Source organism: Clostridium sp. CCUG 7971, assembly GCF_017590215.1.
In the GTDB taxonomy this organism is placed as follows: Bacteria; Bacillota; Clostridia; order Peptostreptococcales; family Peptostreptococcaceae; genus Faecalimicrobium.
The window spans coordinates 19,911-31,534 of the sequence record NZ_JAFFPK010000105.1; the positions used below are offsets into that span (position 1 = coordinate 19,911).

The window sequence follows — 11,624 nt, forward strand, 5'->3', positions numbered from 1 at the left end:
TCATTTTCTCGACTTCTATATATATTATTTAAATACATGCTAATATTTAAAATCTAAAAGCTTATTTTTTAATTGTTCTTCAATATTTCTTAATTCCACTTCAGCTTCCCTACGTTTTTGACGGCCTTCGGTTTGTATATTAAGTATTTCATCAAGAGTTGAAATTAATGACTCATTAGTAGCTTTAAGTGTTTCAATATCAACAATTCCTCTTTCAGACTCTTTTGCAGTTTCTATAGTTGAAGTTTTTAATATTTCTGCATTTTTACGTAAAAGTTCATTTGTCATATCGGTTACTTCTCTTTGAACTCTTGCAGCATTAGCAGCATGAGCAACTCCAAGTGCTAAAACCATTTGATTTTTCCAAAGTGGTATAGTATTTATAATTGTAGATTGTATTTTTTCAGACATTAATGAGTCATTATTTTGAATTAAACGGATTTGAGGAGCCATTTGTAAAGAAATCATTTTAGTTAATTCTAAATCGTGAATTTTCTTATCAAATCTATTACAAAGGGCAACAAAATCATTTAATTCTTGAGCATCCTGAGGGTTACCACTATTTTTTGCTTTTTCTTGTAATTTAGGAAGCTCTTCCTTTTCTAGTTTTTGAAGTTTCTTTTTCCCAGCTAAGATATACATAGAAAGCTCTTTAAAATACACTTTATTTATTTCATACATCTTATCTAGCATAGCGATATCTTTTAAAAGTTGTATTTGATGCGATTCAAGAATGTTACACATTTTACCAATGTTGTTTTCTACATTCTCATATTTTATTTTCATTTGGGAAATCTTATCCTTACCTTTTTTAAAGAATCCTAAAATCCCTTTTTTATCTTCTGATTCTTCAAAGTTCTTTAATTCATAAACTACACTAGATAATACCTCGCCTATTTCACCTAAATCTTTAGTTTTTACATTACTAAGTGCTGACTGTGAAAAATCAGAAATTTTCTTTTGAGCACCTACCCCATATTGTAAAATAGAATTTGAATCCTTTATTTCTATTTTATCTACAAATTGATCAACCATCTTTTTTTCTTCTTCTGTAAGTTGGATTTCATCAACTATTTTTTCTTCTTTCTTTTCTTCTTTTACTCCTAAATCAATCACTTCCTCTTGAAATGGTTGAAAAGTTAATTCTGGTTTTATGTCAATAGACTCTTCTTTGAATTCATTACTCATTTTTATGCCTCCCTTTTGTTTAAAACTTACTTTTTAAAATCATCTTCTGCTAATCCCTCTTGCTTAAATAATGTTTTAAGAACAGAAATATCTGTAGAAATATCTAAAACAACATCTTCAAATAAATCATCTAATAAATTTTCAAAGGCACTATTAATAAGGTCAATACTCTTTTCAATTTCAATCTTAGCATTTTCTATATTCTCGCCTTGAACTAATTGATTATTTATATCTTTGTATGAGTTAATTAATTTTATAGTAATAGGAAGATAATGATTTATAAATTTATTAACTTCTTGTATCTTTTTAGGATTTTTTTCAACCTGAATTAAGATTTGGTTTGAAATATTTCCTAATTTGTCTAACTTTATAGCTATTTCTTCTTTAGAAAGCTCATTTCTTATATTTTTTATTTGTTCAATATAATTTCTTCCTATTTTAATAGTGGATTCTATTTCATCTATTTCTTCATTTAATTTTTCATTATTAGTTTCTTTAGCTATTTGTTGCTTTTTTAAATTTAAATAGTCATTATAAACTTCATCATTTAACATAAAATAAGTTTTTTCTTCATCTATATGACCTTCTAAGAACATACCTAAATCAATCATTTTACTTAGGTCTTTAACAACAAAATTCTCTTTTTCTTTAGCAAATTTTGCTAGGTCTTTAATTAACAAATAATTATTATCGTTAATAAATCTTACATACTTCTTAAAACGTTTTACTCTCTTTATTAAAGTTATTCCCCTTAATAATAAACCTAAATTTACTGCAAACAATAAAAACGCAATTCCAAAAATAATATTGCTACCTATTATAACAACACCAAATAATAGTTTAAATATTAAAAATATAAGCGCTGAAGAACCAAAAGTTAAACTTCCAATCGCGCCAAATATTATATAAAGTATTCCTGATATACTTCCAGATGGTCTTTTACTAATATATTTTGATATATCATTTTTAGCTTTTTTATTTAAACTCATATACTTTCCACTGTATCCATTAAATTTTGATTTAAATTGGTTTAAAGTATCCTCAGTTTTATCGTTAATATCTTTTTTTAAATTAGCAAAATCTATTGCTTTAAGTGCATTGCTAACTGTAGACATAATTTGATCCTCTAAATTAGAAAAATCCTTTTTATCCATTATCTTGCCTCCAGATTATTTTTCTTATCATTAACATAACTTTAGATATATACTATACCCTTATGTTAATATTTTAAGTTTATTATATCTTATAATTTAGCTAATTGTAACCGCTAACTTAAAAGGAAAATAATACATATTTTTTATAAATATATTATTTTTCCCGATATAATACATTTACTTATAAAATCAGCCTTAGGCAAGTTATGTTTAATTTATATGTAGCATTATATATATACCATGAATACTATGAAATATACGAAGTTATATCTTCTTATTAATTTTATATATAGGTGATTTCAATGACATATTGCAATAGTACAACTTCAACAGAAGTATCTATAGACTATCCATTATATCAATCAGAAAAAGGTAATTATTTTATTGGTCAAACTCCAGTTTTAAGTGGTCAAACTGAACATGCATTAGCTGTATTAAAAAATCCACCTAAATCAAATCGTATTATATATTTAAACGCTATAACTATAACAAATATTTCAGCTCTTAATTTATCAGCTGAGTTTTATTTAAGATCAAATATTAGTAATGGAATAATTAGTGATTTAGTTAGTTGTGTTAATACAACTATTTGTCCAGAGCCAATTCCTAGAGGTCAAATTATATATTTAAGTACACCTACTGATCCTCCAAATAATGGAGTTTCTATTTTTAGTAGAATAGTATCTCCATATTCTACGTTAGTTGTTGATGGCGGACAAATTATACTTGCTCCTGGACAATCTATTAGTGTTTACATTGGTGGATTTTTACCTGTTTCCTTCAATAGTATAATATTTGCCTTTGGATGGTGGGAGGAAAAAATTCAAACTTGTAGTAATTATTGCTAATACACTTAACTTTAAAACACCATTAACTAAACATTCTTGTTAATGGTGTTTTCCTTATATATAATTTTTTACTTCTATTTTAATCTATATTTATTTAAATCACTCTACTTATTCTTGTTAGTTTCACTAGAAAAAATAATGTATTTTTTAATTACATACGAATTGAAATTAAAGTAATCGAACTTGATATCGAAACTAAGATTAAAGAAAAAAGCACTAACTCTGTAAAAATTAGTGCTAATTTATTTTGAATTCTATTCACATAGATTTAGATAAAATTTATACAATTATTGTATCTGATCTCAATTTAAAATAAACTAAAAAATTTATATTTTAAACTATTATTCGTTACTTGTGATACGGTTCTCCGTTACACCTGCAAAGAAACACATTTTTATTATTTATATTAATTTAATAAAATGATAAAACTCTTTAAGCTAATGAAGGTATCATACCAGCATTATTTTCTAGATTATTCCTATATTTTTCATTACCATTATATGCGTTTTGTATAATTTCATTAACTTCTTTATATCCATCTTTGATTGTATTTTTTATATTAGCTGAAGCATCACTTATACTGCCATATACCATTTTGCTTGTATTTATAACTTCACCTGCAACTGTTTTTATTGTATCAAGTACATCCTTACTAACTGATACAACTGTATTTTTAACTTCTTTAATGCTAGATAACGAACTTTTAATATTATTTTTTATAACTTCATAATGCTTTTTAATTTCATTATATCCTGTTGAAGCTGTGTTTCCTACTTCTTTTATTGGTTCTTTTATAGATTCTACTCCATCCTTTATCTTTGTTCCAGTTTGAACTATTTTATCTACAATTCCATTGTTTGGATTATTCCACTCAGCCTTAACTTCATTTACTGATGTTGAAATTTTTCCTACTATTTCCTTAACATTTCCTCCTATTGAAACAGCTGTTTTTACTCCTGTACCTATTATAGATGTAGCTGAATTCTTAGTCTCTTCAGCTAATTTTTTTAAATCGGCGGCAGTAGTTGTAACTTGCTTGAAGCTACTAGCTATTTGTGATGCAGTATCTTTTATTTTTTTACTTACTGAGTCTGACATATCTTTTATACTTTTTGATACAACATTAGCTGTATCAACAACAGTATTTGCTACTGACTTCACGCTTTTAATAACACTTTCGCCTACAGAAACTGATGTCTTAACAAATTTTGAAACCTCACTAGTTACATAAGAAAATTTATCAGCTACTGATCTGAAAAATCTACCTATTGAACTCTTACTTGTGTTGCTTTCTTTAGATTCAATATCTGAAGAGTCTTTGATATCATTAACAATTGAAGATTTATATCCCTCATTAGCTATTTTATTGATATCTTGTACTTCTGAAGTTAGATTGTTGTTTTCTATCTTTCTAGCCCCACCCTTATTGTCATTTCTATTGTTGATAACATTTGCATTTAAATTAACATTACTAGTTATTTTCATAACATTCACTCTCCTGTATTTTTATTTTCTAAATAATATATAATCACTGATAAGCGATTATATATTATAAAGTTGACTTTACAAACTACTATCTTATCTGTCCCTGTGGTGAATATACCGAGTTTTGTAACAATTTAAATTGATCTTCTAATATAAATTGTCCATCTATAAAGAATTTCATTGTCCAAGCTCCTAGGGGATATTTACGAGTATTATCCATTAAATCTATCCAAAACCATAACATTATTGGTTCTTTAACCTCAGGTGTCATAAATAAATTATTCTCAGTTACTTGGAATAAATCTCCTGTAGGTGTATACCATGCTGTTGTTACAGTATGTAAGCCTGTTACATTAGTAAATTGAAATCTTGCTACTATTTTTTTATCTAAGTTTATATTAAAAACTTTTTTATTTATGATGTTTTCTTGCTCACTTACTGAAGAACCTATATTATAGTTTTCTATATGAGTTGTATACTCAGTATTATTGTACATTCTCTGGTTATTTTCATTAATTATAACTATAGACCAAAGTTCTTCATTATCATCTGGTAAATATATATTTGCACTTGGGTCATTAATCTTTAATTCCCCATTAATAAGAAACTTATATAGATGCTCACCTGTTTTTAAATCACATTTAAATTTCCATTTATTGTCTTCTTTAATCATGACTCCTTTCTTAGGATCATAATCATTAAACTTACCTATTACAGATATGGTGTCAATTGGTAAATAATTATATTCTTCATATTCAAAATTTACTTCCATAATAAAGCCCTCCTATATATTTATTAAGTAATACAATTCTTCAAGAATTTTCTTCCTTATTTTAATATATCGTTAATATTTTTATAAACTTTACTATATATTTACTATAGTAAGCTATTCCCGCTAAATGCTTTTTCCATTTTATTAGCATTTCTTTATATAAAGAAGATTATTATATTTTTAAACAATAAAAACCGTATCACTTATTTGTGATACGGTTCATTATTATTTATTCTAAACGCTCTATAAACTTGCTCTAATAATATAAGCCTCATCATCTGATGAGGGAAAGTCATCTTCGAAAAAGATAACTTATAATCAGCTCTATTTAAAACTTCATCAGAAAGCCCTAAAGACCCGCCAATTATAAATGTAATATGACTATTACCTCTCACCGCTAACTTGCTTATAGTATCAGCTAGTTCCTCAGAAGATAAATTCTTACCATCTATAGCAAGAGCTATAACGTAGCTATTATTTTTTATTTTATTAAGTATCTTCTTACCTTCCTTATCCTTTACTATAAGAATATCCTTTTCACTTAAATTTTCCGGACACTTTTCATCATCTAGCTCTATCATATCTAACTTGCAATACTTAGATAACCTTTTTGCAAATTCATCTATTCCTAGCTTAAGATATTTCTCTTTTAATTTACCTACACTTATCACACTTATATTCATAAAATTTCTCCTTTTGTCCCGTTCATATTGTATATATACTATTTTACTTTATAAATATCAGATATTTCTTCCCTAGCTAATACATCTAACTTTATATCTTGTCCAACTATTATGTTATTTTGAGTTAATATCCCCTTTGAAGTCTCATATGCTAGCTCTGGAAAATTATTTTCTTTACTTAAATGAGCTAATAATATCCTTTGTGTTCCTTCATTTATAAGCTCTACACAAAATCTAGCTGCATCTTCATTTGATAAATGTCCACTATCAGACTTTACCCTTCTTTTAAGTGCATATGGGTACGACCCCATCATTAACATACTTTCATCATAGTTAGATTCTAATACTACTAATTTTGATTTATATAAATGCCTTTTTATATTATCTGTTATGCACCCTATATCTGTTGCTATAGACATTTTTTCACTTTCTGCATAGAAATTGTATCCAACTGCATCCGATGCATCATGAGGTATTGAAAATGGTCTTATTATTATATCTCCTAAAGAATAACTTTTATCATTTTCGAAAACTTTCATATTACTATCTTTTATTTCTCCAAGCTTATCTTTCATAGCACACCATGTTTTTATATTTGCAAATATTGGTATATCATATTTTCTTGATATTATACCTGCACCTTTTATATGGTCTGAATGTTCATGTGTTATGAATATCCCCTTTATATTTTCAGCATTTACATTTATATCATCAAGTCCTGTGCTTATTCTTTTCCCACTAAGGCCTGCATCTATTAATATATTTGTATCTTTATATCCTACATAATGACAATTCCCACTACTTCCGCTACCTATCGAACAATATTTTAGCATTATGTCACCTCATTTTCTCATAATCATAGATTATATTATACCAAAAAAATAGGACATTAAATAAAAATTTAATGCCCAAGTTAAAATTTACTTGTATTCCCTTATTATTTTATCTATATCTATGCCCTTACTATTCCAAACTTCTACAAATTTTACTCCATTTACATTTTCATACATATATTTACTAAAATATTCTTTTAATGTATCAAAGAACACTTTATCTCCTACTTGTTTTCTAACTTCATTAAAAGCTAATGCCCCTTTAGTATAAACATTTAAACTATAATCTATTGAATTGCTATATTGAGTACTTGGTTTGAATATATTTTCACTAGAATGATTTTTAGTTTGAATTTCCATAGTTTTTATAAGCTTATTACCTACATCTTTTCCATATTTTTGTTCAAAGTATAGTACTGTAGAATATTCTGTAAGTGCTTCATCTAACCAAGGTTCACTTATTTCATCATTTCCTATTACTGAATACCACCATTGATGTGCAGTTTCATGAGCTATTACATATTCCATTAGGAATTTATTTTTTTCATTATATAAACTTTGATCTATCATAGATAATGTAGGATATTCCATTCCCCCTATAAAGAAATCACTTGCTATTACTGAATATGTATCATATGGATATTCTCCAAATAATTCGCTAAAAATTTTAATAGAATCTTTAGCTACCTTAGTTGCTTCCTTAGAAAGGTCTGCATTTAAATTATATGTATTTATTATTGTTTTTTTATAAGAATCTTTATTTACATCAAACTTATCACTTAATATGAAAGCAAAATCTCTAACTTTTTTTGCTTCTATTTCATAAAGAGTTTTATCATTATCACCTTTTTCATTTATTATGTTTCCTGTGCAACCAATTTTATATTTTCTAGGAAGCAGCATCTTTACATAAAAATCACTTGTTTCGCTATAAAAAGGATCTCCAACTGTTTCATACCCTTTTAAATTCCATCCTCTATCATCATTTACGCATGCTATAGGGAACCAATTTGTAACATTAACTGTATTGTCTCCATATCCAAATCTACCTTCAGAGTTTGGAAGTTTTACATTATATTTCATATCTATTGATATTTTTTCTCCTGGCTTTATTTGTTTCCCTAATTTTATTTCTAGTAAATCATTTTTTTCCCCTTTAATTTCATGTTCTAATTTCTTTCCATTGTTTAAAATATTTTTTATATCTATATATCCTTCATTAAATCCATTTGGGTATGCTTGTTTCATTTCTTCCTTCTCAAAAGGAGCAAATTCTTCTTTAGAAAATGCATTCGGATATATATGGAAGTATAGTTTGTCTAAACTAACTTTTGTGTTATTTACATATTCTATATTCTGATTACACATTAGCCTTTTACTTTCATCATTGAAAATAATGTCCATTGTATATCTATTTCTGCTTTTTTCATTATTTACCTTTATAGCTGGTACATCATTTTTGCTCTTATGTAGATAGAATCCTCCTCCCATCAATAGCACTAATGTAAGCACTACTGATAATATTTTTCTTACTTTTTTAGTAAAGTTTATTACCAAATTATCTCCCCCCTATCTTTCGCGAATAATTTATGAGCTTTTCTTGCAAGATAAATTTGCAATGATTTTTGTAATTCAGTTTTATAATTGTAGGTTACAATTAAAGTCTTGTACATTTATGATATAATCTAATCTGAGGTGATAAAATGTTTTTTAAAGAAGTTAGTGAAGTAGACTTAGGTGAAACTTCTATTGCAAATATCTTTATAGATATATATATGCCTATGGCAAATGGGTTATACACACAAGTTTACTTATTAGCGTATAGAAACGTGTGTAACCCTGATTTTAATCCTAAATTTAATAATGAATCAATTGCTAAAGACTTAAATATTCCTCTTTCTGATGTAATTTCTGCTTGGAAATTTTGGGAAAGTAAAGGATTAGTTAAAATGCATAAAAACGATGGTCTTAAGGATTTTGATTATTCAATAGAATTTTTAGATTTGAAAAAATTATATGCAGACAATATATTAATTAATACACCTTCGATTAAATCTAACTCCGATAGAATTGTTACAACTTCTAATGATCCTAGTATTAGAAAAATGTTTAATTCTATAAATCAAATAGTTGGAAGATATCTAGAACCAGGTGAAAAAATGAGTATAATGGAAATAATGGATAAATATAATATGAGTCCAGATATGATAATCTGTGCTTACGAACATGTTAAGGATAAGCATGGTGCCTCAAAGTCTGTTAAATATATTGAGGGTATAATTAGAAATTGGTACGATTCTAGTCTATACACACCTCAAGATGTTAAGGATTCTTTTGCTGTAAGAAGTGAAAGGTATATGTTATATAGAACTATATTTAATGAATTAGGATTTTCTAGAAATCCATCTAGAGCTGAAAAAGAAGATATGGATAGATGGATTGATAGATTTAATATGGATATTGAGTTAATACTTCAAGCTTGCTCTAAGGCTAAAAACGTTTCAAATCCTTCAATTACTTTTATAAATGGTGTAATTAAAAAATGGAACGATAAAAATGTTAAAACTCTAGATGATTTAAAATTATATGAAGAAGAGTATAATAAGAAAAAAGATGAAGAAAAAAAATCAAGCTCTACTAATACCAATAAAAAGGGCTCTGTTCCAACAGTCAAAACTAGATTCCATAATATAAACCAAACATTTAATAAGTATAGCCCTGATGAGTTAGAAAAAATTCTTCAAGAAAGTCAAAGAGATAAATTTAAGTAGGTGATTAAATGAATGAAGTAACTATAAGAGATATACTTACATCTTATGAAAGAAAAAGAGACAAGGCTGAATCAGATTTAGAAATGAGAAAAAAAGATGTATATTCTCAAATCCCTGAAATTAAGGAAATAGATGAAGAAATATCTAAGCTAGGGCTGAGTCTTGCAAAGTTAGTTCTTTTAAATCCTAAGGATAAAGATTCAATTGTCATGGATGCAAAAAATAAGATTGATGAACTGAAAGAAAAGAAAGATTATTTACTAGATAAATTTAAGGTGCCAAAGAAATATTTAGATATTCAATATGACTGCAATTTATGTAAAGATAGAGGATTTTTAAAAAATGGTAATAAGTGTAATTGCTTTAAACAACAAATTATAAATGAAGCATATAAAATGTCTAATTTATCTAGGATGCTTGATAGCCAAAACTTTTCAACTATAGATCCCTCTATGCTTTCTGATGAAATAATGCCAGAGGCCAACATGTCTCCTCAGCAAAATATATTAGAAATAGTATCCATATGCGAGTCATTTGTTCTTGATTTTGATAAAGATAACGATGAAAATCTATTATTTTACGGAGATACTGGGTTAGGAAAGACATTTATGTGTAACTGTATTGCTAAATCTCTTTTAGATAAAGGTCATTTAGTTATTTATCAAACATCATTTAAGATGTTTGAAATTATAGAAGACTATAAATTTAAAAATAGTGATGAACGTATAACTAAGGATAATTATAATAATCTTTTTGAGTGTGATTTATTAATTATTGATGATTTAGGTACTGAGTTAGCAAACTCATTTACAAATAGTGAGTTATTTAATATTTTAAATACTAGATTATTAAATGGAAAGAAAACAATAATTTCTACAAACCTGACTCCTCTACAATTAGGAGAAGCTTATGCACAAAGAATATTCTCTAGAATTTTTGATAAATTTAGAATGGTAAAATTTATAGGTAAAGATTTAAGATGGGAACAAAAAAAAAGTAGGAGATAATCTATTATCCTCTACTTTTTTTAATTCTATAATATAAATTTATATAGGAGGTTATATATGAGTAATTATATATATCATGCTAATGAACCTTACCCCGAAATAAAAGTAGAAAGTAAAAATCCATACTATGCGGAGCTTTTAATGGATGATCACTCAGGTATTATTAGTGAGTTTAGTGCTATATCTCAGTATTTATATCACTCTTTAGATTTAGGGAAAAGTGATACAGATTTAGCAAATATGTGGCTTAAAATATCTTTTATAGAAATGCATCATTTAGATATTTTAAGTCAAGTTATAACCCTCTTAGGAGGAAAGCCTAAATATAGAGGTTCTTTTAGCACTCTTGGTCAGCCTTGGAATGGTAGCTTCGTTTATTATGGAGATAATATATGTGATCAATTAAATGTAGATCTTGAATCAGAATACCAAGCTATATGTAATTATGAAAATCATATACGCATGATAGATGACAAATATATAAAAAAAATATTCAGAAGAATTATATTAGATGAACAAGTTCATATAATACATTTTAAAGAAGCTATAAAAAAATATTCCTGTTAATAAATTAGCTAGAATTTTTAATATATAAATGATAATTTTAAATATAAAAAAAACTCTTAGATAAAATCTAAGAGTTTTAAATGGAGCTGGTGATAGGAATCGAACCTACAACCTGCTGATTACAAGTCAGCTGCTCTACCGTTGAGCCACACCAGCAAAGTGTGTAATTGGCGACCTGGAAGGGACTCGAACCCTCGACCTCCAGCGTGACAGGCTGGCATTCTAACCAACTGAACTACCAGGCCGCATTATGTAATGGTGGGACTAACAGGGCTCGAACCTGTGACCCCCTGCTTGTAAGGCAGGTGCTCTCCCA

At 27.1% G+C, this 11,624-nt stretch carries 11 protein-coding genes and 2 tRNA genes; 4 read left to right on the forward strand and 9 right to left on the reverse strand.

The annotated features are described in order from the left end of the window. Positions 1 to 39: 39 nt before the first annotated feature. Positions 40 to 1,188 (reverse strand): toxic anion resistance protein, encoded by a 1,149-nt coding sequence (locus JWF52_RS13365; RefSeq protein WP_208334044.1) that lies wholly within the window; start codon positions 1,186 to 1,188, stop codon positions 40 to 42. A gap of 26 nt (positions 1,189 to 1,214) precedes the next feature. Beyond that, positions 1,215 to 2,342 carry a 5-bromo-4-chloroindolyl phosphate hydrolysis family protein gene (locus tag JWF52_RS13370; protein WP_208334045.1) on the reverse strand — a complete coding sequence of 376 codons (1,128 nt, stop codon included), beginning with the start codon at positions 2,340 to 2,342 and terminating at the stop codon, positions 1,215 to 1,217. Between the two features lie 302 nt (positions 2,343 to 2,644). Between JWF52_RS13370 and JWF52_RS13375 the strand changes: the two genes are divergently transcribed. Continuing rightward, positions 2,645 to 3,190, forward strand: a complete 546-nt coding sequence (locus tag JWF52_RS13375; RefSeq protein WP_208334046.1) for a DUF6143 family protein — start codon at positions 2,645 to 2,647, stop codon at positions 3,188 to 3,190. A gap of 432 nt (positions 3,191 to 3,622) precedes the next feature. Here the strand turns inward: JWF52_RS13375 and JWF52_RS13380 are convergent, their stop codons facing one another. The 5 genes from JWF52_RS13380 to JWF52_RS13400 all read right to left on the reverse strand — a co-directional run bounded on the left by JWF52_RS13380 (position 3,623) and on the right by JWF52_RS13400 (position 8,520). Beyond that, positions 3,623 to 4,675, reverse strand: coding sequence for a phage tail family protein (locus JWF52_RS13380; protein WP_208334047.1), 1,053 nt, complete (start codon positions 4,673 to 4,675; stop codon positions 3,623 to 3,625). An 88-nt stretch (positions 4,676 to 4,763) separates the two neighbouring features. Beyond that, positions 4,764 to 5,447, reverse strand: a complete 684-nt coding sequence (locus tag JWF52_RS13385) for an early set domain-containing protein (RefSeq protein WP_208334048.1) — start codon at positions 5,445 to 5,447, stop codon at positions 4,764 to 4,766. A gap of 203 nt (positions 5,448 to 5,650) precedes the next feature. After that, the gene (gene rlmH, locus JWF52_RS13390; protein ID WP_208334049.1) at positions 5,651 to 6,130 is read right to left on the reverse strand and encodes a 23S rRNA (pseudouridine(1915)-N(3))-methyltransferase RlmH; all 480 of its coding nucleotides are present in this window, start codon (positions 6,128 to 6,130) and stop codon (positions 5,651 to 5,653) included. Between the two features lie 38 nt (positions 6,131 to 6,168). After that, positions 6,169 to 6,963 carry an MBL fold metallo-hydrolase gene (locus tag JWF52_RS13395; protein ID WP_208334050.1) on the reverse strand — a complete coding sequence of 265 codons (795 nt, stop codon included), beginning with the start codon at positions 6,961 to 6,963 and terminating at the stop codon, positions 6,169 to 6,171. Positions 6,964 to 7,050: 87 nt separating this feature from the next. Further along, the gene (locus tag JWF52_RS13400) at positions 7,051 to 8,520 is read right to left on the reverse strand and encodes a M1 family metallopeptidase (protein WP_208334051.1); all 1,470 of its coding nucleotides are present in this window, start codon (positions 8,518 to 8,520) and stop codon (positions 7,051 to 7,053) included. Positions 8,521 to 8,666: 146 nt separating this feature from the next. Here JWF52_RS13400 and JWF52_RS13405 point away from each other — a divergent pair, with 146 nt between their 5' ends. The 3 genes from JWF52_RS13405 to JWF52_RS13415 are packed head-to-tail and all read left to right on the forward strand — an operon-like array spanning position 8,667 to position 11,308. Next, the gene (locus JWF52_RS13405) at positions 8,667 to 9,734 is read left to right on the forward strand and encodes a DnaD domain protein (RefSeq protein ID WP_208334052.1); all 1,068 of its coding nucleotides are present in this window, start codon (positions 8,667 to 8,669) and stop codon (positions 9,732 to 9,734) included. Positions 9,735 to 9,742: 8 nt separating this feature from the next. Next, positions 9,743 to 10,741, forward strand: a complete 999-nt coding sequence (locus JWF52_RS13410; RefSeq protein WP_208334053.1) for an ATP-binding protein — start codon at positions 9,743 to 9,745, stop codon at positions 10,739 to 10,741. Positions 10,742 to 10,798: 57 nt separating this feature from the next. Beyond that, entirely contained in the window at positions 10,799 to 11,308 is a 510-nt protein-coding gene (locus JWF52_RS13415; protein WP_208334054.1) for a ferritin-like domain-containing protein, read from the forward strand. Positions 11,309 to 11,389: 81 nt separating this feature from the next. On the opposite strand, the gene JWF52_RS13420 is transcribed toward JWF52_RS13415, so the two are convergent. Both JWF52_RS13420 and JWF52_RS13425 read right to left on the reverse strand, forming a co-directional pair. Beyond that, positions 11,390 to 11,464, reverse strand: a tRNA-Thr gene (locus JWF52_RS13420). A 12-nt stretch (positions 11,465 to 11,476) separates the two neighbouring features. Further along, a tRNA-Asp gene (locus JWF52_RS13425) sits at positions 11,477 to 11,553 on the reverse strand. Positions 11,554 to 11,624: the final 71 nt, after the last annotated feature.

What these genes read in the sequence shown, in the direction of transcription:
- JWF52_RS13365 (WP_208334044.1), bottom strand. Translation starts at nt 1,188, where the DNA reads ATGAGTAATGAATTCAAAGAAGAGTCTATTGACATAAAACCAGAATTA.
- JWF52_RS13370 (WP_208334045.1), bottom strand. Translation starts at nt 2,342, where the DNA reads ATGGATAAAAAGGATTTTTCTAATTTAGAGGATCAAATTATGTCTACA.
- JWF52_RS13375 (WP_208334046.1), top strand. Translation starts at nt 2,645, where the DNA reads ATGACATATTGCAATAGTACAACTTCAACAGAAGTATCTATAGACTAT.
- JWF52_RS13380 (WP_208334047.1), bottom strand. Translation starts at nt 4,675, where the DNA reads ATGAAAATAACTAGTAATGTTAATTTAAATGCAAATGTTATCAACAAT.
- JWF52_RS13385 (WP_208334048.1), bottom strand. Translation starts at nt 5,447, where the DNA reads ATGGAAGTAAATTTTGAATATGAAGAATATAATTATTTACCAATTGAC.
- rlmH (WP_208334049.1), bottom strand. Translation starts at nt 6,130, where the DNA reads ATGAATATAAGTGTGATAAGTGTAGGTAAATTAAAAGAGAAATATCTT.
- JWF52_RS13395 (WP_208334050.1), bottom strand. Translation starts at nt 6,963, where the DNA reads ATGCTAAAATATTGTTCGATAGGTAGCGGAAGTAGTGGGAATTGTCAT.
- JWF52_RS13405 (WP_208334052.1), top strand. Translation starts at nt 8,667, where the DNA reads ATGTTTTTTAAAGAAGTTAGTGAAGTAGACTTAGGTGAAACTTCTATT.
- JWF52_RS13410 (WP_208334053.1), top strand. Translation starts at nt 9,743, where the DNA reads ATGAATGAAGTAACTATAAGAGATATACTTACATCTTATGAAAGAAAA.
- JWF52_RS13415 (WP_208334054.1), top strand. Translation starts at nt 10,799, where the DNA reads ATGAGTAATTATATATATCATGCTAATGAACCTTACCCCGAAATAAAA.